Below are 19,332 nucleotides of genomic sequence, written 5' to 3'. Positions count from 1 at the left end.
GTAGCCGCTCCGGAACGCCCTGTTCGGGGTGTCCGCCTTCGCCCGCCGTGAACCTCACACGATCACACTATCCTCACAACAGAAACGCCTCTCGCAGTTCCTGGGCCATCAGGTCCGGAACCTCCAGCGCGGCGAAGTGGCCGCCCCGCGGCATCTCCGTCCACCGCACGACGGCGTGGTTGCGTTCGGCCATCCGCCGGATCGCCACCCCGACGTCGTGCGGGAACACCGCGACCGATGTCGGCGTGTCCGACACCGGCTCCAGCTCGCCCCACGTCTCGTCACCCTCCTGGTAGTAGCGCGCCGACGACCCCGCCGTCCGGGTGAACCAGAAGAGCGAGGCGGTCGTCAGCAGCTTGTCGTCTGGTACCCCGATCTCCGGGTCGCTCCACGTGTGGAACGCCCATTCGATCCACTCCAACTGGGCCAGGGGCGAGTCGGTGAGCGCGTGGGCGACCGACTGCGGCCGCGTGCTCTGCATCGACACGTACCCGAACTGCTCGTACTCGTAGCGGAAAGCTTTTTCCACGGAGAGGCGCTCGGCCTCGACGGTCATGTCCGCGGTCTCCTGCGTGACCCCGGCGGAGAAGATCTGGTTGACGTGGATCGCCTCGACCTCGGGACGCATGCCCAGGTGCCTCGTGAGCTTGGCGCCGAGGTCGTAGCCGTGGGCGAGGTACTTGTCGTAGTCCAGGCGTCGCATGAGCTCGGCGACCACGTCCGCGACCCTCGGGATGGTCCAGCCGAGGGTCGTGGTGGGGCCGGGGAGGCCGAAGCCGGGCACCGACGGGATCACCAGGTGGAAGTCGTCGCTCAGCGGCTCGATCATGTCCTGGAACGCGAAGCACGTCGTGGGCCAGCCGTGCGTGAGCAGCAACGGGCGTGCGTTCGGGTTCTCGCTCCTGATGTGCAGGAAGTGCAGCGGCGTGCCGTCGATCTCGGTGATGAACTGCGGGATCTCGTTGAGCTCGCGTTCCTTCGCGCGCCAGTCGGAGTTCCGCCACTGCTCGACGAGGGCCTTGAGCCGTCGTTGCGGGGTGCCCTGGGCCCAGCCCGCGCCCTCCGGGTCGGCCGGCCAGCGGATCTGGTCGAGGCGGCGGTGCAGGTCGTCGACGTCTTCCTGCGGGATGTTGATCTCGAACGGCTTCATGGTCGCCGACGCTATTGGGCCTGTAGGACAGTTATGGTCCTACAGTGTCGTCTGCCCGGTTGTTGAAGTTGCTCGGTCTGTTGCAGGCGCGTCGTGAATGGTCCGGTGCGGAGCTGGCGGACCGGTTGGGCGTCACCACGCGCACGGTGCGCCGTGACGTGGATCGGTTGCGCTCTCTCGACTATCCCGTGCACGCGTCGATGGGCACCTCTGGTGGCGGGTACCGGCTCGGGTCCGGCGCGCAGCTACCGCCGTTGCTGCTCGACGACGACGAAGCAGTCGCTGTGGCCGTTGGGCTGCGCACGGCCAGTGGCATCGAGAACATCGGTGAGACGGCCGTGCGCGCGTTGCTGAAGGTCGAGCAGGTGCTGCCTTCTGCACTGCGGCACCGCGTCGCGGCGTTGGAGATCTCCACGGTGCCGTTCGTCGGGTCTGGTCCCGTGGTGGACGCGTCGTCGTTGATGGCGGTGGGGACGGCGTGCCGCGATCGGCAACTGCTGCGGTTCTCCTACGTCGGGCACTCGGGGGTGGCGTCGGAGCGGGAGGTCGAACCGCACCGGCTCGTGACGTGGGGGCGGCGGTGGTACCTGGTCGCCTGGGACGTGTCCCGGGCGGACTGGCGCACTTTTCGACTCGATCGGATGAGCGTGCGCACCCCGTTCGGGGCCCGCTTCACCCCGCGTGAGATCCCGGGCGGCGACGCGGGGGCGTTCGTGGCCGCGCGGGTGGCCGATCGGTGGCCGGTGCAGGGAGTGGTGCGACTGAGCGTGCCCGCGTCGCAGGCCTCGGATTGGCGCAGCTACGGCGAGGTTTCGGCTGTGGACGAAACGTCGTGCCACGTGCGCGTCGGAGGCGAGACGATGGACGACGTGGTGTTCATGCTCGCGAGCATCACGGTCGAGTTCTCGGTCGTGTCGCCGCCGGAGCTGTCCGAGGCGCTGGTGCAGGCCGCGGCCCGGTTTCGCCGGGCGGCGAAGTTCTAGAGAATTTCTCAGGGTCCTGACAGCAGACTCCTAGGCGCACGAGGCTTAGTGGAGGTCAGGGAGGTCCGCCATGCTGATCGATCGCACCATGCCACTGGGCGCCGCGCTCACCGTGACCCACGCGTCTGACCGCGGTCCGCGCGCCTTCAACGCCGACGCCTTCGCCGTCGGCCGCCGCACGTTCGTCGTGGCCGACGGGGTGGGGGACTCCGCCGCCGCTGCCGAGGCAGCGTGGGCGGCTGCTCGTGCCGCTGCTCTCGTGGCCGACCCGGTGGCCGCCGTGCTGGCTGCCCGTGACGCCGTGCAGGTCCACGCCGGCGACGCGGTGATCGTCGTCGCGGCGGCTCGGGTCGAGGGCGGGTTCGACGTCGCCTGGGCCGGCGACGCGCGGGCCTACGGGTCGGACGGGTCCGAGCTCGTGCAGCTGACCTCCGACCACACCGTCGCCGAGTACTTCCGTGCGCGGGGGATCGTCGCGGAGGCACGGATGGAGCACGTCGTCACCAACACCGTGCGCCACGCGACTCCGGCGAACATCGGGCGTGCGTTCACCCGCGCGTCTCGCCTCGCTCTGGTGTCTGACGGGGTTTACGGGCCGTTGGGGCACAACGGGATTTCGGCGATCATGTCCGGGCACGCCTCGGCGGAGCGGTTGGTGCGGGCGGCGTTGTACGCGCGCGGCACCGACAACGCGACTGCGCTGGTCGTCAGCTGACCTTCTTGCCGCGCTTCTTCTTGCTCGCCTCCACGCTGCGCTGCAACGCTTCCATGAGGTCGACGACGTCGGTGGACTCCCGCGGTTCCGCCTCGGGCCTGACCTTGCGGCCCTTCTGCTTCGCCTTGATCAGCTTGTTGACCTTCTCGGTGTAGGTGTCGCGGTAGTCCTTCGGACGCCAGTCGTCCGCCATGGACTCCACGAGGCTGACCGCCATGTCCAGCTCCTTGCCCCTCGGAGCCTGCTTGGGCGGGACCACGTCCAGCACGTCCTTCGGGTCGCGGATCTCGTCGGCGAAGAACAGCGTGTGGACGGCCAGGACGCCCTTGTCCTCCTTGAGGGCGGTCAGGTACTGCTTGCCGCGCATGACGAACATGGCGATGCCGGCCCGGTTGGTCTTCTTCATGGCCTGGGCCAGGAGTTTGTACGGGCGGGCGAAGTCCTCCTTCGCCGGGCCCAGCCAGTAGGTCTTCTGGAAGTGGACGGGGTCGATCTCGTCCAGGTCGACGAAGGCCTCGATGTCCAGGGTGCGGCTGCGGCCAGGGGCGATCTCGTCCAGTTCCTCCGGCTCCAGGATCACGTAGTCGCCCGACTTGGTCTCGTGGCCCTTGACGATCTTGTCGTAGGGGACCTCTTTGCCGGTTCGCTCGTTCACCCGCTTGTAGCGGATGCGGTCCGAGGTGCCGCGTTGGAACTGGTTGAAGTGCACGGTGTGGTCTTCGGTGGCGCTGTACAGCTCCACCGGGATGCTCACCAGGCCGAAGCTGATGGACCCGCTCCAGATCGCCCTCGCCATGCCGGGGTGGGTACCCGGGTTCGTCGGTGTTCTAACGTCACCTTTCGGCGGTGGCCGGGTTCGGAGCAGGCCTGGACGAGTTCTGGTGTGCCCCGGGGTGGACCAGCCGGTCGTGCCGGTCCGCCGGGCCTCGGTGAGGAACTCCTTTGCTACCGTCGCGGATGTGCGAGTCGTCGTGCTGTCCGACACCCACGGGCCGCGGTTCTGGAAGCGCTGCCCGGCGGCCGTCGCGGACCACCTGAGGTCCGCGGACCTGATCCTGCACGGCGGCGACGTCTGCGTGGCACCCGTGCTGGACGAACTGGCGCAGTACGCGCCCGTCACGGTGGTGCGCGGCAACAACGACGGCGAGGACGTGGCGGCCTGGGGCGCGCCGGACGTGGTCGAGGGCGAGATCGCCGGGCTGCCGTTCGCGATGATCCACGACAGCGGTCAGAAGACCGGCCGCACGGCCCGGATGCGCCGGATGTTCCCCGCCGCCAGACTGATCGTCTTCGGGCACTCGCACATCCCGTGGGACGAGCAGGAAGCCGGCGTGCGGGTGTTCAACCCCGGCTCGCCCACGGAGAAACGGCGGCAGCCGCACGGCACGCTCGGCCTGCTGGACATCGAGGACGGCGAGTTGCTCGACGCCCGGATCGTCGAGGTCAGCTGACGCCGGACGGCCTCACCACAACGCTGCGCAACGACGCGTGGCCCGGCCGCCAGTTCGTCGAGACGGCCACGTACCGGGCGGACGGTGTGGTGCCGTACGTCCTGCCGTCCACGCTGTAGGTGACGGTGTGCGGCGGCGGCCGTCCGGGTGTCCACTCCAGACTGACGGCGACGTCGTGCACAGCCCCGAGGTCGACCACCATGCGGCCGTCGCGTCCCGGCGTCCACGCGGTCCGGCCGGACCCGTCGACCGCGGCCGCCGGATCGCTCATGCCGTTCGGCAGCACCGAGTTCGGGAACGTGACACGGCCGAGCGCCAGGTCGTCGAACGGAAACGCCTGCGCGCCGGGCATGACCACCGTGCGAGCGGAGCGGCCCAGCACGACCGGGAGCGACCGGCCGTCGCGGTGGGTCAGCACGAACATCGCCGGGCCGCCCCGGAACGTCACGCTCCGGCCGTCGTGCACGGTCGCGGTGATGCCGGCGGGGAGGTTCCGGGCGGTGAACCACGGCGCCTCGACCCGTGCGGTCGCGGCGGGCAGGGTGAGCGCGTACTCGGTGCCGTCGCGGGTGGTGACCTGGTCGCCGCGGTAGAGGCGGGTGCCGCGCAGCCGCACGGTCCCGGTGACGTCGGCGTCCGTCAGGTTGAACAGGCTCAGGAACCCGTCGGCGGTGCTGGCCGCGATCCCGGCGGGGCAGACCGGTGCCGGCTGCGCGGCGATCTCGCGGAGGTCGCCGCGGACGTACCCCTCGACCAGGCCGGCGGGAACGGTGATCGTGTCGCCGTTGACGACGAACGGCGTGGTGGAGCGCGCGACGAACCCCGCTTTGCCGTCCACGTCAAGCCAGCCCGGTGTGCTGAGGTCGGGGCTCGGGTACTGCGCGACCGTCGTCCACTCGGTGCCGTTCAGCGAGGTCTCGATCCGGTAGGCGACGGCGGCGGCCGTCTCCCAGCGAAGCCGCACTTTCTGCACGGTCGTGGGGGTGCCGAGGTCGACGGCGAGCCAGCTGTCGGCGCGGCCGCGTTCGGCACGGGCGACCGCCCAGCGCGTGGCCGGGTTGCCGTCGGTCGCCCTGGTGGGTTCGTAGCCGGGGTCGAACGACGACGCGGTGGTCGCAACCGCTTGCCCCGCCTCGAAGTCGAAGAGCGAGTAGCCGTAGGTCGGGTAGGGCGTCACGCCGATCATCCGGACGTGCCGGGCTGTCGTCGGCGCGAACGTCAGTTCGTCGACCCGGAAACCCTCGCGCGCGGCGACCGTGACGCGGCCTGCCGAACCCGTGTAGGTGCGGGAGCCGCTGAGGATCCCGGCCAGCGCGAGGTTGTGCACGTCGACGCGGCCGGGGCGGGGGAGTGCGCACACGATCGTGCCGGTCGGCAGGGTGGCGGTGCCGGCGAACCCGTCCGCGAACCGCAGCAGGGCCGCGGTCGCGTCGAAGCCGTCCCGCACCCGCTGGTACGCAACGGTGGTGCGCCGGGTGACGGCCTGCGGGGGCAGCAGCATCGGGGTCGCGCCGCTGATCTTGAACAGCCAGTCGTCGTGCGACGGCTGCCAGGCGAGTTTCGTGAAGCCCGGCTTGGTCACCGTGCCCGCCCACGCCGACGCCGACTGGTGCGTGAGCAGGCCGGGGTCGGCGCCGTGGTCGATCGTGATCGCCGCACGGGAGAAGAACTCCAGCTCCGGCACCGGTGTCGCGGGCGGGCGGAGTTCGTGCAGCAGGTAGCTGATCGCGAGTTCCGCGCGGGCCTCCGGTTCGTACTTGGCTTCGCCGGAGAACTTCGCCAGCCGGTGCACGGGCGGGTGGGCCTGGTAGGCGAGGAGCTTGGACGCGAGCGCTGCCTCGGCGCGGGCGGCCATCGGGTCGCGCAGCACGGTGGAGCGGAAGGCGAGCGGGATGACGTCACGGCCGTAGAGGTGCTCGCGGTCGTTGACCATCGGCATCAACGGCTCACCGGCGTCGCTCATCGTGGCGAGGATCGTGCGCCACAACAGTTCGCCGTTCGGCTGCTTGGTCAGCACCTCGGGCAGCGGTCGTCCGGCGAGCAGGAAGTGCACGGCGTTGCGCCCGGACGTGCGCCAGAGCTCCTCCTGGTAGTGCGGGCCGAACGAGCCGTGGTTCTCGACGATGAACGTGTCGTGCAGGTTCGTCGCGGTGTTGGCGCTGATGGGCGTGCCGTCCACAACGGACGGATTGGCGAGGTCCGCGGCGGGCAGCCCCGCCTCGTTGCGGCTCCAGCGGCCGAACGCCTCGCGCCAGCCCGGCCCGTCGCCGTGCCAGGCCAGCCCGGGCGCAAGCGCTTGGGCGTAGACGCCCATCTCCTCCAGCTTGGTGTCGCCCCGGTGGCCTCCGGTCAGGCCGTTCGGCGTCCAACTGCCGGAGCGCGGGTCGTTCGCGGTGCCGAGCGACGTCGTGTAGTCGGCCTGGCCGCGCGCGATCGTCTCCACGTTCGCGCGGGTCTGCGCGTCGAGGTCGGGCCAGAGCAGCCGGGCGGCCAGCACGAAGTACGACTGGAACGTGGTGTCCCAGAACAGGGTCTTGCCCCACTCGGTGCCGCCCGCCAGCACGTTGCTCGCCGCGAAGTGCTTGATCGTGGCGAGGGTGTGCTCGCGCAGGACGTCCTTCTCGACGCCCGCGAGGCCGGCGTCGTAGGTGCCGCGCGTGAGCAGGACGGCGTTGCCGAGGACGACCGCGAACCCGAAGTCGGTGCGCCGGTACCGCCCGGCCGTCGCGTCGTACTGCGTCTCGGCCCACCTGGTGTGCCGGAGCAGCACCTCGTAGTAGGTGTCTTTCAGTTGGGCGAGCGAGACTTTCGGCGCGAGCGCGAGCACGCCGGTGCCGTAGAGGAACGTCCTGCGGTTGATCAGCATGTCAGGGCTGCCTCCGCCCAGTCGGCGTGGTCGAAGTTGCGGCCGTCGCCGCCGTCGGTGACGCGGAGGCTGAGCATCCGGACGTTCGCGACGTCGACGTCGATCGGGACCGCCGCGCCCTTCGCCCGGACGGTTCCGCTGTCGTACAAGGGTTTGTCGTCGCCGAACACCTGGAACGCGACCGAGCCCGTCTCGGTGGTCTCGTCGTCGAGGCCGATCAGGGCGGTGAGGCGGGTGCAGCCGCGGCCGAGGTAGACCGAGACCTCGGACGGCGCGTGCGTGCCGAGTCCCTTGGCGTGGGTGACGCCGCCGATGGACAACGGATTGCCGTCGCCACCGGTGTTCTCGCCGTTGGACCTGTCCCGCTCGACCGGGCCCCAGCCGTTCGTCTCGCTCAGGAACGGCAGGTCGCTCACCTGCGAGCCGTTCGCCGGCACCGGTGGCGGCACGAACGCCTTGACCGCCTGCTCGACGTGGACGTCGCCGAAGGTGACGACGACCGGCACGTCGATCGGACCGGTCTGCCCGCCCGCCGCGAGCTGCCAGCGGCCGGTGATCGACTCGCCGGGGGCGAGCCTGCGCCGCTCGATCGCGGGACCGGTGACCGTCCAGCCCCGAGGTGCGGTCGCGGTGAGCCTGACGTCGCGGATCTCCTGGTCGCCGTTGGTGAACGTGCCGGTGACCTCGATCGTCGAGCCTGCCGGGACGTCGGTCTGGCCGGCCGGCGTGACGGTCAGCGTGGTCCTCGGGACCTGCCGGATCGGCTGGTCGCACGTCTGCAACCCCGGCCGGTAGCGGCAGATCACCGCGGCGAACCCGCCGTTGCGCTTGGTGGGCATGGTGAGGGTGTCGGTGCCGCGCATGATCCTGGTGTCGCGGACGACGTCGGCGCGGACCTCCGGGTCGCGGACGGTCTCGACCAGCCACCGGCCGCCGCCGAGGAACCCCAGCGGCGCCTGGAGCGTGCGGTCCTGAGTGGCGATGCCGCCGACGAACCACCGGTCGCCGTTGCGGCGTGCGACCACGGCGTGCGAGTCCGGGTCGCCGTCGAGCAGGCGGGTCTCGGTCCAGGTCGTCGGGAGCTGGTCGAGGTAGCGCAACGCCTGCGGGTGCCGTTCGTACGCCTCGGGTTTGTCGGCGAAGTGCGTCCACCCCGACTCGTAGACGACCGGCAGCGCCACCTCGTGCCCGATCGACGCCTCCTTCGTGCCGACCTCGAGCGACACCGGCGTGTAGTCCATCGACCCGGCGACGTTGCGGGTGAAGAACTGCACGGGGTTGTCGGCCGCGGGCGGGTGGTTCTCGGCGCCGCGCACGGCCTCCATCGTGAGCACGTGCGGCCAGGTCCGGGCGAGGCCGTGCGGGATGGTGGAACCGTGGAAGTTGACCATCAGCTTCAGCTCGGCCGTCTTCTGCAGCACCGCGTCGTACCAGCGGTAACGGTCCTGCGAGTCGGACTCCATGAAGTCGAGCTTCACGCCCTTCGCACCCCACTGCTTGATCCGAGGCAGCACGGTGTCGCGTTCCTGCTCGGTGTCGAGATCGCTCCAGCGCAGCCACAGCAGGATCTCGACGCCCCGCGCGCGGGCGTACCGGATGAGCTCCGGCACCCACGCGGCGCTCCAGCCCTCGTCGACCAGCGCGTACTCCCAGCCGTGGCGGGCGGCGAAGTCCACGTACTGCTTCTGCCGCGCGAAGTCGCTCGGGCTGGAGTGCTCGCTCAGCCACGACCACGCGACCTTGCCGGGCCTGATCCAGCTCGTGTCGGCGTACCTCGCGGGGCTCGCCAGGTCGTCCACGAGGGTGGAGGTGCTGACGGTGGCCAGGTCGCCGACGATCGCGGTGCGCCACGGGGTCGTGCCGGTCGAGGCCACCTGCGGGTCGGCCAGCACGACCCGGAAACCGCTGCCCTCCTTGCGGAGCCTGCTGCCCGCGTACCGGCCGTCCACGTCGGACTCGGTGAGCAGCGCGAAGTCCGGACCGGTCTGGAAGAGCGACGGGTACCCGAAGTCGCCGGTGGCCTCACCCGCGGTCGTGCGCACGCGATTGGCCTCGTACCAGGCGTTGTAGGGCAGCAGCCACGCCTTGGCGTCGGCGGGCGGGGCGAAGCTCGACGCCTCGGAGGTGATCGTCGCGGCGCCGGGCAGGACGTACCGGTAGGCGATGCCGTCCGCCGACGCGCGCACCACCAGGGAGAAGCTGCCCTGGCCGTTGCGGAAGCCCAGCCGTGTCTCGGTCATGCGCGTGTCGCGCTGCAACCGCTTGCCGGTCGGCATCGAGTACCGCTCGGTGACAACGCGGTCAGACCGTCCCGTGAACGTCAGGTCCTGCGTGAGGTCCGCGGTCGTCGTGGTGAGCCCGACGGACGCCGGCTGCACCACGGTTCTGCCCTGGTTGCGGATCGAGAACGTGAGGTCGCCGCTGGTCAGGGTGACCTGCGCGGTGACGCGGCCCGGCCCGGTGACGGTCCAGCCGGACGGCGCGGCGACGGCGGGTGCGGCGGGCAACAGCAGGGCGAGCACGAGGACGAGCAGTCGTGACATCGTTGTCAGCTCCCGGGGTGAGACCGCTCCCATCGTTGGGACCGGATCTCTTCCCGGTCAAGGGGCTGATGGTTATCAGTCCTCTTGCGGACAGGCTTTTCACATGACGACGATCTCGATCTCCCGGCCGAGCTTCGCGCCGCCGAGCAGGTCCAGGTCGTCACCGCTCCAGAAGCGGCCGGGGTCGTACCAGTTGGGCCGGCGCTTCGGCAGCAGCCCCATCTCCTCGTACGTCACGGCCACGACCTCCGCGCAGAACGCGCTCTCGATCGTCGCGTCCGCCTTGGGCCCCAGCGGAACCCGGCCGCGCAGCCACCGCGACGCGAGCTTCGCCGTCGACGGGAACGGCGTGCCGTCGAGCCGGGCCACCGTGCGCAGCGCCGCGTCCTCCATCTCGCGCGTCACCTCGACGTCGAGCTGCCGCAGCCACGCACGTTGCCCGTACTTGTCGTGCCACGTCACCACGGCGTCGCGCAGGTCGTGCAGCTGGGCGCCGCGCTGGTGCGTGCCGGACCACATGTCCTTGAGCGACTTGCCGAGCTCGGCGTGCCACATCAACGGCGGCAGGTCGTCGAGCACGATCGCCATGCCCACGTGGTTGACCGGGCTGTTGGTCATGGCCTGGATCGCGCGGTCCGCCGGGCTGCGCCCGCGGAACACCCACACGTCACCGGTGCGGGTCATCTCGACGGCTTCGTCCAGGGAGGTCGGCATAGCCCCGTACCCTATTCACATGAAGCTCTGGAAGCTGCTCGGCATCGCCGGACTGGCGGGTGTCGCGGCGAGCGGCGTGGTCGTGGCCCGCAACCAGCGCCGCCGCGCCGCGTACACGCCCGACCAGATCAGGGAGCGCCTGCACGAACGGCTGGCCGAGGCGTCCCGTCCGGAGTGAGCCGGTAGGCGTCGTGCCGGGGTTCAGGCGCGGTTCAGCACGTCCAGCACCTCGTCCAGCGCCCTGAGCTGGTCGGGGCTCAGTCGCTCGAAGATCGACTTCAACACCTCGCGGCCCGACTGTTCGCCGGTGGTGAGGGCGAGCGCGCCCCGTTCGGTCACGGCGACCACCTTCGCCCGCTTGTCGGCGGGGTCGGGGGAGCGTTCGACCAGGCCGTCCCGTTCCATGGCCTCGACGGCCTGGGTGATCGACCGCGGCGCCATGCCCAGTTCCTCGGCCAGTCGCGTCTGCTTGACGGGGCCCAGTTCGGCGAGCACCTGCAGGACCTTCGTCCTGGCCAGGGAAACGCCGCCGGCCATGTGCTCGTCGACTTTCCTGCGGATCTTCGCGGACGTGGTGAGGTAGCGCAGCCCTGTCTCGCCGGCGTCCGTGCGGGGTTTCATTTCGTGAGGTACCTCAGTGTTGTGACAGTATTGAGGTACCTCACGATATAGGAGAGTCATGACCACCGCTGTCATCACCGGCGCGACGCACGGCCTGGGCAGGCTCGTCGCGCTCGACCTGGCCCGCCGGGGCGTCGACCTGGGGGTGGTCGCCCGCAACGCCGCCAAGGTGGACGAGCTGCGCGCCGCGATCGGGCCGGGCGTGACCGTCACCGCGTTCGTCGCCGACCTGTCCTCGCTGCGGGAGGTCCGCCGCGCCGCCGATGCCGTGGACGCGCACTACGACCGCGTCGACGTGCTCATCAACAACGCCGGGATCCACGCGTTCAGCCCGCGCCTCACCGCGGACGGCCTGCCCGAGATGACCGCGGTGAACTACCTGGCGCCCTGGGTGCTGACGAACGCGTTGCGGGCCAAGCTGATCGCTTCGTCCGCGCGTGTCGTCACCGTCGCGTCCGAGGCGGCGCGGCAGGCCCGCGGCATCGATCCGGCGACCGCGCTGACGTCGGCCTCCCACTACGGCCGCACCAAGTTGATGGACATCATGTTCAGCCAGGAGCTCGCGCGCCGGCTGGCCGGCACCGGGGTCACGTCGAACTGCTGCGACCCCGGCTTCAACACCACCGGGCTGGGACGGGAACTGCCGTTCGCGGGCGTGCTGGAGAAGGTGCTGCACGCGGTGCGGGTCGGCGACCCGGCCAGGGGCGCCTCGATCATCACCCGCCTCGCGACCGACCCCGTCTTCGACGGCGTCACCGGCGGCTACTTCTCGGTCAGGGACGCCAGGCCGTTGCGGTGCCCGGCGCCCGGTCGGGACGAGGCGGTGCAGCGTGCGCTGTGGGAAGCCACCGAGGACCTCCTGGCGGGACCGGGTGTCGCCGGGTGAGGGGCGACCGCCCGGTTCAGACCATGTCGTTCCCGCTCGCGGTCTGCTCGGCCGGCACGTAGGGCTGGACCACGTCCCAGTGCTCGACGATGCGGCCGTCCTCGAAGCGGAAGATGTCGACGATCGCCGCGTCGCCCTCGGGCAGCCAGCCGCTGACCCTGCTGTGCGCGATCACGAAGTCGCCGTCCTCGAAGATCCGTTCGGGCCGCCAGCGGAACCCTGCGAGCGACGGCACCGCGGCGCGCAGCCCGTCGAGTCCGTTGGGCAGGTTCGGGCTGTGCTGGACGTAGGGCTCCGCCCAGTACCGGTCGAGCGCGGTGACGTCCTTCTCCTCGAAGAGCTCGCGCATCGCGGTGCGGAGGACTTCCTTGTTCGACATGGCCGGACTCCTCGTGGTGCTGCGTGGTGTTGGTGAGGACCATCGTCGGCGCGTCGGCCCGCGCGCAGTGCCCGTCAGATGACCGTGGTCATGACGGTCACCGCGACGCGCCGACGACGGTCGGGAAGGGGTCAGAGCGTGTAGCCACCGTCGGCGGTCAGGCTCGCGCCGGTGATGTACCGGGAGTCGTCGCCGGCGAGGAACGCGATGAGGCCCGCGATCTCGGCGGTGCTGCCGACCCGGCGCAGTGGGCTGCCCGCCGCGAGCTGGTCGAGCGCCCCGGCGTTGAGGTCGGTGTCGATCGGGCCGGGCTGGACGTTGTTCACCGTGATCCCGCGGGGCGCGAGGTCCAGCGCCACGCCCTTGACCATGCCCGCCACCGCGGTCTTGGTGAGCTGGTAGACGCTGGCGCCGGGGGTGCCGGTGCGGATCGCGACGTTGCTGCCGATCGTGATGACGCGGGCGCCGTCCACCAGGTGCGGCACGGTGGCCTGGATCGCGAGGAACACGCCGCGGACGTTCACGGCCAGCATGAGGTCGAGGTCTTCCAGGGTGACGGTGTCGATGGTGCCGGTGCGCAGGACACCGGCGTTGACCACGACGACCCCCAGCTCACCGAAGTGCTCGACGGCCTGGTCGACCGCCGCGCGCAGGGCCGCGGGATCGGCGCTGTCGGCCTGCACGGCGAACGCGCGGCCGCCGTCGCGTTCGACCGCTTCGACCAGGTCCTGCGCTTTGCCGGGGCTCGTGTTGTAGGTGAACGTCACCGCGTGGCCCTCGGCGGCCAGCCGGGTGACCGCCGCGGCCCCGATCCCGCGGGACCCGCCGAAGACGAGGGCGGCCGGACGGCGGGACCGGGAGGTGGTGCTGCTCATGGGAAATCCCTTTCTGGACAGATCAGTCAATAATTGGGGTACGACAAACGCGCCGTCGTGCCCGGGAAGTGTCAGGAGCGGGCCGCGAGGCGGTCGACCACGAAGTCGGCCTGGCGGCGCATGGACGCCACGTCGGCGCCGGCGCGGGCCGACACCTGCAGGCCGGTCATCGTGAGCAGCACGAACCCGGTGGCGTCCGCGACGTCGACCGACTCGTCGATCTCGCCGAGGGCCTGGGCCGCCCGGATCCTGGTCGAGACCTCCTCGCCCAGGATCCGGTTGGTCCGGTCCCGCAGGCGCGCGAGTTCCGGGTCCGCGGGGCCGAACTCGCTGACCGACCCGACGCCGAGGCAGCCCAGGGATCGCAGTTCGTCGTCTTCGGGGGCGATTCCGGCGAGGAGTTGCCGGATGCCTTCCAAGGGGGACTCGGGGTCGGTCAGGCGTCGCACGTGGCCGGCGACCGTGGCGTCCTGATAGGACTCCAGCGCCTCGAGGTAGAGCTTTCGCTTGTCCCCGAAGGCGTTGTAGAGGCTCTGCCGACCGATGTTCATCTCCTTGAGGAGGTGGTCGGTGGACGTGGCCGCGTAACCCTTGTCCCAGAAGACCTTGGTGGCCTTCTGCAACGCCTCTGCCCGGTCGAACTCACGCGGTCGCGCCATGTCCTGAACCGTAGGAGGTTATGGATCGATCTGTCAATAACCTCGGGGTGCGGCCGAGGCTCAGCCGGCGCGCACCGACTCCACCGGCGGCAGCGCCCGTTCGCTCGACGCGACCTGGGTCATCTTCGCCGTCAGCGGTGCCAGCAGGCGTGACGTGAACACCCGGTCGGCCAGCCGCCGCAGCCGCAGCCCGAACCGCGTGCGCGGGTAGGCGAACCGCAGGAGCCACCCCGGGAAGTTCTGCACGTCGTCGACCAGCGGCCGCATCCAGTCCTCGTACGCCGCGAGCCCGTCCTCGAGCCGTCCCGGCGCGGCCGTCGCGGCGGCCAGGACGTAGCCGCTGATGAGGGCCAGCGACGCGCCACCCCCGCCCATCGGCGTGACGCACCACGCGGCGTCGCCCGCGAGGCACACCCGGCCGCGGTGCCACGCAGGCATCCGGATCTGGGTGAGCTGGTCGACGTACACGTCCTCGGAGTCGTCGAACCCGTCGAGCACGCGGCGGGTCTCCCAGCCCGCGCCGGCGTAGCGGTCGCGGAACCGGCTCAGGGCGTCGGCGCGGCCGAGCCCGCCGAAGTCTCCCGTGCAGGCGAGCATCGCGCGGGTCGTGCCGTGGTTGTCCGGCCGCAGGTGGACCTGCCGTCCGCCGGTGGTCGTGTACCAGCGCCAGCGGGTGTCGTCGCTCGCCGTGCGGGGGATCGTGCCGAACACCATGGCGACGCCGAGGTCGCGGCGTTCGACGAGGTCGCCGAAGAGCAGGTCGCGGGTGGCGGAGCGGACGCCCTCGGCGATCACGAGGAGGTCGGCGCGCAGGTGGCGGCCCGCGGCGGTGCTCACCGTGACGTGCTCGGGACCGTCCTCGACGCCGGACACCGTGTCGCCGTAGACGATCTCGACCCCGTCCGGCAGGTTGTGCAGGATCGTGGCGGCGAAGTCGCCACGCAGGACCTCCAGTTCGGCCGTCGCGCCGTCCGGGCCCGCGTCGGGCAGTTCCGCGAGCACCCGGCCCGAGGAGTCGACGAACACCGTGCCCGTCTCGGTGGTGTTCTGGTCCTTGACCGCGTCGAAGAGTCCCATCCTGGTGAGGACCTCGCGGGCGGTGCCGCGGACGTCGACGTTCTGCCCGCCGTCGCGGAACGCCTCCGCCCGCTCCAGCACGGTCACCTCCCAGCCGGTGCGCCGCAGCCAGAACGCGGCCGAGAGCCCGGCGATGCTCGCGCCGGAGATCGCCGCGTGCCGTGTCGTCATGTGCCACTCCCCTTGATAGCTTTGCAGCAAAGCTACTTCGCCGTGAAGGAGGCTGCATGACAGGCACGGACCCGCTGGCGGAGAGCTGGTCAGCGGCCCAGGTCGAGGTGATGCACGGCCTGCGCGACTGGACTTTGGCGTTCACCGCGCTCAACCAGCACCTCGCCGCGTGGACACGGCTGCCCGCCTCCGACACGAACGCGCTCGGGCAGATCATCTGGGCGGCCGAGGCGGGCACACCTCTCTCGCCCGTGCGGCTGGCCCGTCAGATCGGCATGACGACCGGCGCCACCACGATCCTGCTCAACCGGCTCGAGGCCGCCGGGCACCTCGTCCGCAGCCGGGAGAGCGCTGACCGCCGCCGCGTCACGCTGAGGCCCGCCCCGGCCGCACGCGAGCACGCCCGCCGCTTCCTCGCCGTCGCCGGCGCCGAGATCGCGGACGTCCTGCGCACGACGCCATCGGCCGAACTCCGCCTGGTCACCGCGTTCCTGGGCAGGATCACCGCGGCGGCGAACGAGGCGTGCGGGCGGCTCGACGCGCGCCCTTGATCGACTGGTCCGATCAGGTGGCCCGGGGTTTGCCGGCGCGCCGGGGCGAGAACCAGGGCGGAGAACCGAACCGACGATCGGAAGTGATGTGCGGATGAAGAAGCCCGGTCGCCGCAAACGCGTTCTCGTCGTGCTCGCCCTCCTGCTCCTGGGAGCGCTGGCGGGCGTGGCCGGGTCCTACGTCCAGCACCTGACCGGTCAGACCTGGACGCGGTACCTGCCGCTGTTCGTGGTGTCCGTGCTGGCCCCGATCGTGCTGTTCCGCGCTGGGGTGATCTCGCCGAAGAAGTGACCCGCGGGGTGGTCGGCCCCGTCACGTGCTGAGCTTATTGCACCGTCCAGCCGGTACAATAACCAGGTGACTCCTGGTGACGCCCGTATGGCGACGAAGGTGCCGGCACCCTACAAGCGCAGGTGGGCGGCGCTGGTGGTGCTGGTCGGTTCGATGCTGCTGCTGGCCATCGACGGCACGGTGCTCTACCTGGCCGTGCCGTCGCTGACCGCCGACCTGGCGCCGAGTTCGACGCAGATCCTGTGGATCGGGGACATCTACGCCCTGGCCCTGGCGGGCCTGCTGGTGACCACGGGCACGCTCGCCGACCGGCTCGGACGCAAGCGCGTGTTGCTGGCGGGCACGGCGGCGTTCGGTGCGGCGTCGGCGCTGGCCGCGTTCGCGCCGAACGCGGAGATGCTGATCGCGGCACGGCTGCTGCTCGGCGTGGCCGGGGCGACCATCATGCCGTCCACGCTGTCGATCATCCGCAACATGTTCCCCGAGCAGGGCGAACGCACCAGGGCGATCGCGATCTGGTCAGCGGCCTCGGCCGGCGGCATGGCGCTCGGGCCGCTGGTCGGGGGACTGCTGCTGGAGCACTTCTGGTGGGGCTCGGTGTTCCTGATCAACGTGCCGGTGGTCCTGGTGTTCCTGGTGGCGGGTGCGGTCCTGCTGCCGGAGTCGCGCAACCCCCGGCCCGGCCGGTTCGACCTGATCTCGGCGGCGATGTCGATGGCGGCCGTCGTTCCGCTGGTCTACGCGGTCAAGCACACCATCGGCACCGGTGTGGACCTCCGGTCGGTGCTCGCGACGGTGGTCGGCGTGACGGCGGGTGTGCTGTTCGTCCGCCGCCAGCGCCGGCTGAAGACGCCGCTGATCGACGTGGAGTTGTTCGCCGACAAGGCGTTCAGCGGAGCGGTGCTGGCCAACTTCGTCGCGATCTTCGCGCTGATGGGGGTGCTGTTCTTCTTCTCCCAGTACCTGCAGCTCGTGCGCGGCCTGCGGCCGCTGGCCGCGGGGCTGGTGGAGTTGCCCACTACGGTGGCGTCCATCCTGGCCGTCGCCGTGGTCGGGCTGCTCGTGGCACGGCTGGGCACCGGCCGTGCCGTGGGGGTGGGCCTGCTGCTCGCCGCACTCGGCCTGGTGCTCGTCGCCGCCGCCGAGAACACCGGCGACGTCCTGTGGCTGGCGGCGGCCCTGCTGCCGCTGGGACTGGGCATCGGCGTGGCGATGACGCTCACCACGGACGCCGTGATCTCCGCCGTGCCGTCCGAACGTGCCGGCGCCGCCTCGGCCATCTCCGAGATGGCGTTCGAACTCGGCGGGGCCCTCGGCATCGCGTTGCTCGGCTCGACGGTGACCCTGGTCTACCGGGCGTCCCTGGACCTGCCCGCCGACCTGTCCGGTGCCACCCGCACCGCCGTGGAGGACTCGCTGGCCACCGCGGTCAACACCGCCCGCGACTCGGGCGTGGTCGAGGCCGCGCGGGAGGCGTTCACGACCGCCATGCAGGTCACCTCGGTCGTCGCCGCCGCGATCACCGTGATCGCCGCCCTCATCGCCTGGCGCACCATCCCCTCCGGTAGGAAGAGCGGCACCACCACGACCCCGATCGAGGAGTAGTCCATGCCGCGGGTAGCCGGGCGCACCCCTGAGGACACCCGCCGTGCGCTGCTGGACGCCGCAGGTGCCTGCATCCGCACCCGCGGCACCTCGGCCACCCTCGACCACATCGCCAAGGAGGCGGGGGTGTCCAAGGGTGGTCTTCTGCACCACTTCGCCACCAAGGACGACCTGGTGCGGGCACTCGCCCAGGACCTGTTCGACCGGTTCCGCGCCGACGTCCTCGCCGCGGTGGACCCCGCGGACACCGCGGCGGGGCGCCTCACCCGCGCCTACGTCCGGGTCAGCGCGGCGTTCTCGCGCGACCCCGGCAACTTCCGCGACCTGGTCCCCGTGCTCAGCCACCTGGCGACCGTCCCGGAGATCACCGACCTCGCCCGCGAGGACACGCTGCGCTGGTACGACGACCTCGCCGCCGACGGTCTCCCGCCCCACATCACCGCACTGATCACGGCCGCGGCTGACGGCATCAGCGCCATACCCGGCTGGCATCACCACCCGGACCGGCAGCCGCCGATCGACCTGGAAGCCCTCCTGGTCAGCCTCACCGCGCCCGGCCCCGCCTGGGACCACCTCGCCCCTCGGTGAGGCGGCGAACGGCCTGCCGCGACCACTTCCGCACCCGGGCGGCCTCGGTTCCCGTGCACTCGATGGGGTGACGCCGGCCGATCCGCCGCGGTGCGGGCCTGGAGTTCGACGGGACCGCGCCCGCATCCGTGACCTGCTGCTCGAGCGCACCGAACAGGCCCGGCCGCTCGTCTGGGAGTTTGTCCACCGAACGTTGTCAAGTGGAACGGCGCTGACACCGGACAACGAATTCTGCGTACCTTCGGAAGTGGGTGGCACTCCGGGGGGAAGCTCATGCCGATCGTGATGTCGGAAGCCGTGCCCAAAGGGCGTGGACTGACGATTCTGTTCGAACTCGAAGACCTGGCGCGCACGCGGTTCGCGCCGGCACCACTGCCCATGTACGAGCTGGTGTTCTCGGTGCACAGCGGCAACTGGGACCGCCTGCTGCTGCCGCACATCCGCCCGCTCGCCGAACTCATCAGGCCCGGCCGGTTCATCCCGGACTTCTTCAACTCCGCGCGCCCCGACTTCGACGAGGCCGTCCGCCAGGTGCTCGACGTCCCGTCCACACGGGTGCGCGACCAGATCGCGAGCATGCTCGGCACCACGTCGCCGTGGCTGCGCTCGTTCGCGGCCGGTACGCCGACCTCGCGCCAGGACCTGCGGTCCGCGTTCTCGGCCGGTTTCCGCGACCTGCTCGGCCCGCACTGGTCGCAGACCCGCCAGGCGTTCGACGCCGAGGTCCGGCTGCGGTCCTCGCAGGCCGTGTCGCGCGGTTTGGGCGACCTGCTCGGGCACCTGCACCCGTCGATCTCCTGGACCTCGCCCGCGCTGCACGTGGAACTCGGCTGGGACACCGAGATCTCGTTGCGCGGCACCGGGATGCTGCTCGTGCCGGTGCTCAACGGCCTCACCCGCCCGGCCGTGTCGATGTTCGCCGAACCGCAGCCGCTGCTCTTCTACCCGGTCACCGCACCCCAGCCGAGCGGCGCCAGCCTCGAACTCGCGCTGGGCCGCACCCGCACGCTCGTCCTGCGCGCGCTCACCTGCGAACGCACCACCACCGAACTCGCCAAGCACGTGGGCATCAGCCTGCCCACGGCGTCGCAGCACGCGACCGCCCTGCGCACCGCGGGCTTCGTCTCCACCCACCGCAACGGCAGATCGGTCCGCCACCGCCTCACCCGCCGAGGCTGGGAACTGCTGAACTGAAGGGAGACCGGC

19 protein-coding genes and 1 pseudogene are annotated in these 19,332 nt (G+C 71.0%); 10 read left to right on the top strand and 10 right to left on the bottom strand.

The features are described from left to right. Positions 1–73: 73 nt before the first annotated feature. Positions 74–1,150 (bottom strand): epoxide hydrolase family protein, encoded by a 1,077-nt coding sequence (locus QSK25_RS26005; protein WP_285642013.1) that lies wholly within the window; start codon positions 1,148–1,150, stop codon positions 74–76. A gap of 44 nt (positions 1,151–1,194) precedes the next feature. Here QSK25_RS26005 and QSK25_RS26000 point away from each other — a divergent pair, with 44 nt between their 5' ends. Both QSK25_RS26000 and QSK25_RS25995 read left to right on the top strand, forming a co-directional pair. Then, a complete protein-coding gene (locus QSK25_RS26000; RefSeq protein WP_285642011.1) occupies positions 1,195–2,133 on the top strand; it encodes a helix-turn-helix transcriptional regulator in 939 nt (312 codons plus the stop codon). Positions 2,134–2,203: 70 nt separating this feature from the next. After that, on the top strand, positions 2,204–2,848 hold the full coding sequence (locus QSK25_RS25995) for a PP2C family protein-serine/threonine phosphatase (protein ID WP_285642008.1): 645 nt from the start codon (positions 2,204–2,206) through the stop codon (positions 2,846–2,848). Between the two features lie 10 nt (positions 2,849–2,858). Here QSK25_RS25995 and ku read toward each other — a convergent pair. Further along, positions 2,859–3,644 (bottom strand): annotated as a pseudogene (gene ku, locus QSK25_RS25990) (non-homologous end joining protein Ku); the annotation flags it as partial. Between the two features lie 163 nt (positions 3,645–3,807). Between ku and QSK25_RS25985 the strand changes: the two are divergent. After that, positions 3,808–4,299, top strand: coding sequence for a metallophosphoesterase family protein (locus tag QSK25_RS25985; protein ID WP_285642005.1), 492 nt, complete (start codon positions 3,808–3,810; stop codon positions 4,297–4,299). Here the strand turns inward: QSK25_RS25985 and QSK25_RS25980 are convergent. From QSK25_RS25980 to QSK25_RS25970, 3 genes are all read right to left on the bottom strand, one after another. Next, complete coding sequence (locus QSK25_RS25980) at positions 4,292–7,165, bottom strand: discoidin domain-containing protein (RefSeq protein WP_285642002.1); 2,874 nt, start codon at positions 7,163–7,165, stop codon at positions 4,292–4,294. The two genes, QSK25_RS25985 and QSK25_RS25980, sit on opposite strands and share 8 nt — an antisense overlap. Continuing rightward, positions 7,159–9,708, bottom strand: coding sequence for an NPCBM/NEW2 domain-containing protein (locus QSK25_RS25975; protein WP_285642001.1), 2,550 nt, complete (start codon positions 9,706–9,708; stop codon positions 7,159–7,161). Before QSK25_RS25975 ends, QSK25_RS25980 begins: the two co-directional genes overlap by 7 nt. Positions 9,709–9,807: 99 nt before the next feature. Beyond that, complete coding sequence (locus QSK25_RS25970) at positions 9,808–10,422, bottom strand: hypothetical protein (RefSeq protein ID WP_285642000.1); 615 nt, start codon at positions 10,420–10,422, stop codon at positions 9,808–9,810. A 19-nt stretch (positions 10,423–10,441) separates the two neighbouring features. Between QSK25_RS25970 and QSK25_RS25965 the strand changes: the two genes are divergently transcribed. After that, positions 10,442–10,600 carry a hypothetical protein gene (locus QSK25_RS25965; RefSeq protein WP_285641999.1) on the top strand — a complete coding sequence of 53 codons (159 nt, stop codon included), beginning with the start codon at positions 10,442–10,444 and terminating at the stop codon, positions 10,598–10,600. A gap of 23 nt (positions 10,601–10,623) precedes the next feature. On the opposite strand, the gene QSK25_RS25960 is transcribed toward QSK25_RS25965, so the two are convergent. Then, positions 10,624–11,043: a MarR family winged helix-turn-helix transcriptional regulator gene (locus QSK25_RS25960; RefSeq protein ID WP_285641998.1), complete on the bottom strand. Its 420-nt coding sequence runs from the start codon at positions 11,041–11,043 to the stop codon at positions 10,624–10,626. Between the two features lie 58 nt (positions 11,044–11,101). Between QSK25_RS25960 and QSK25_RS25955 the strand changes: the two genes are divergently transcribed. Continuing rightward, complete coding sequence (locus QSK25_RS25955; protein ID WP_285641996.1) at positions 11,102–11,929, top strand: SDR family NAD(P)-dependent oxidoreductase; 828 nt, start codon at positions 11,102–11,104, stop codon at positions 11,927–11,929. Positions 11,930–11,945: 16 nt separating this feature from the next. On the opposite strand, the gene QSK25_RS25950 is transcribed toward QSK25_RS25955, so the two are convergent. The 4 genes from QSK25_RS25950 to QSK25_RS25935 form a co-directional block, all read right to left on the bottom strand. Continuing rightward, entirely contained in the window at positions 11,946–12,308 is a 363-nt protein-coding gene (locus QSK25_RS25950) for a nuclear transport factor 2 family protein (RefSeq protein ID WP_285641995.1), read from the bottom strand. Between the two features lie 131 nt (positions 12,309–12,439). Further along, the gene (locus tag QSK25_RS25945; protein WP_285641994.1) at positions 12,440–13,183 is read right to left on the bottom strand and encodes an SDR family oxidoreductase; all 744 of its coding nucleotides are present in this window, start codon (positions 13,181–13,183) and stop codon (positions 12,440–12,442) included. 71 nt (positions 13,184–13,254) lie between these two features. Then, positions 13,255–13,842 carry a TetR/AcrR family transcriptional regulator gene (locus QSK25_RS25940; RefSeq protein WP_285641991.1) on the bottom strand — a complete coding sequence of 196 codons (588 nt, stop codon included), beginning with the start codon at positions 13,840–13,842 and terminating at the stop codon, positions 13,255–13,257. Between the two features lie 60 nt (positions 13,843–13,902). Further along, complete coding sequence (locus QSK25_RS25935) at positions 13,903–15,090, bottom strand: FAD-dependent monooxygenase (protein ID WP_285641989.1); 1,188 nt, start codon at positions 15,088–15,090, stop codon at positions 13,903–13,905. Positions 15,091–15,146: 56 nt separating this feature from the next. Between QSK25_RS25935 and QSK25_RS25930 the strand changes: the two genes are divergently transcribed. The 5 genes from QSK25_RS25930 to QSK25_RS25910 all read left to right on the top strand — a co-directional run bounded on the left by QSK25_RS25930 (position 15,147) and on the right by QSK25_RS25910 (position 19,320). Next, complete coding sequence (locus QSK25_RS25930; RefSeq protein WP_285641988.1) at positions 15,147–15,641, top strand: MarR family winged helix-turn-helix transcriptional regulator; 495 nt, start codon at positions 15,147–15,149, stop codon at positions 15,639–15,641. Between the two features lie 94 nt (positions 15,642–15,735). After that, on the top strand, positions 15,736–15,933 hold the full coding sequence (locus QSK25_RS25925) for a hypothetical protein (protein WP_285641986.1): 198 nt from the start codon (positions 15,736–15,738) through the stop codon (positions 15,931–15,933). Between the two features lie 87 nt (positions 15,934–16,020). Then, complete coding sequence (locus QSK25_RS25920) at positions 16,021–17,538, top strand: MFS transporter (protein WP_502881897.1); 1,518 nt, start codon at positions 16,021–16,023, stop codon at positions 17,536–17,538. Between the two features lie 3 nt (positions 17,539–17,541). Then, positions 17,542–18,126, top strand: a complete 585-nt coding sequence (locus QSK25_RS25915; RefSeq protein WP_285641983.1) for a TetR/AcrR family transcriptional regulator — start codon at positions 17,542–17,544, stop codon at positions 18,124–18,126. A gap of 273 nt (positions 18,127–18,399) precedes the next feature. After that, entirely contained in the window at positions 18,400–19,320 is a 921-nt protein-coding gene (locus tag QSK25_RS25910) for an ArsR/SmtB family transcription factor (protein ID WP_285641982.1), read from the top strand. Positions 19,321–19,332 lie beyond the last annotated feature (12 nt).

This window comes from Lentzea sp. NBRC 102530, from assembly GCF_030269365.1.
Taxonomy (GTDB): domain Bacteria; phylum Actinomycetota; class Actinomycetes; order Mycobacteriales; family Pseudonocardiaceae; genus Lentzea.
The sequence above is the reverse complement of the archived record's forward strand: the minus strand, read 5'-3'. Positions and strand labels throughout refer to the sequence as shown.

Excerpts from the sequence above, each read along its gene's own strand:
- QSK25_RS26005 (WP_285642013.1), bottom strand. The coding sequence starts at position 1,150 with ATGAAGCCGTTCGAGATCAACATCCCGCAGGAAGACGTCGACGACCTG.
- QSK25_RS25995 (WP_285642008.1), top strand. The coding sequence starts at position 2,204 with ATGCTGATCGATCGCACCATGCCACTGGGCGCCGCGCTCACCGTGACC.
- QSK25_RS25980 (WP_285642002.1), bottom strand. The coding sequence starts at position 7,165 with ATGCTGATCAACCGCAGGACGTTCCTCTACGGCACCGGCGTGCTCGCG.
- QSK25_RS25975 (WP_285642001.1), bottom strand. The coding sequence starts at position 9,708 with ATGTCACGACTGCTCGTCCTCGTGCTCGCCCTGCTGTTGCCCGCCGCA.
- QSK25_RS25970 (WP_285642000.1), bottom strand. The coding sequence starts at position 10,422 with ATGCCGACCTCCCTGGACGAAGCCGTCGAGATGACCCGCACCGGTGAC.
- QSK25_RS25965 (WP_285641999.1), top strand. The coding sequence starts at position 10,442 with ATGAAGCTCTGGAAGCTGCTCGGCATCGCCGGACTGGCGGGTGTCGCG.
- QSK25_RS25960 (WP_285641998.1), bottom strand. The coding sequence starts at position 11,043 with ATGAAACCCCGCACGGACGCCGGCGAGACAGGGCTGCGCTACCTCACC.
- QSK25_RS25955 (WP_285641996.1), top strand. The coding sequence starts at position 11,102 with ATGACCACCGCTGTCATCACCGGCGCGACGCACGGCCTGGGCAGGCTC.
- QSK25_RS25950 (WP_285641995.1), bottom strand. The coding sequence starts at position 12,308 with ATGTCGAACAAGGAAGTCCTCCGCACCGCGATGCGCGAGCTCTTCGAG.
- QSK25_RS25945 (WP_285641994.1), bottom strand. The coding sequence starts at position 13,183 with ATGAGCAGCACCACCTCCCGGTCCCGCCGTCCGGCCGCCCTCGTCTTC.
- QSK25_RS25940 (WP_285641991.1), bottom strand. The coding sequence starts at position 13,842 with ATGGCGCGACCGCGTGAGTTCGACCGGGCAGAGGCGTTGCAGAAGGCC.
- QSK25_RS25935 (WP_285641989.1), bottom strand. The coding sequence starts at position 15,090 with ATGACGACACGGCACGCGGCGATCTCCGGCGCGAGCATCGCCGGGCTC.
- QSK25_RS25930 (WP_285641988.1), top strand. The coding sequence starts at position 15,147 with ATGACAGGCACGGACCCGCTGGCGGAGAGCTGGTCAGCGGCCCAGGTC.
- QSK25_RS25925 (WP_285641986.1), top strand. The coding sequence starts at position 15,736 with ATGAAGAAGCCCGGTCGCCGCAAACGCGTTCTCGTCGTGCTCGCCCTC.
- QSK25_RS25920 (WP_502881897.1), top strand. The coding sequence starts at position 16,021 with ATGGCGACGAAGGTGCCGGCACCCTACAAGCGCAGGTGGGCGGCGCTG.
- QSK25_RS25915 (WP_285641983.1), top strand. The coding sequence starts at position 17,542 with ATGCCGCGGGTAGCCGGGCGCACCCCTGAGGACACCCGCCGTGCGCTG.
- QSK25_RS25910 (WP_285641982.1), top strand. The coding sequence starts at position 18,400 with ATGCCGATCGTGATGTCGGAAGCCGTGCCCAAAGGGCGTGGACTGACG.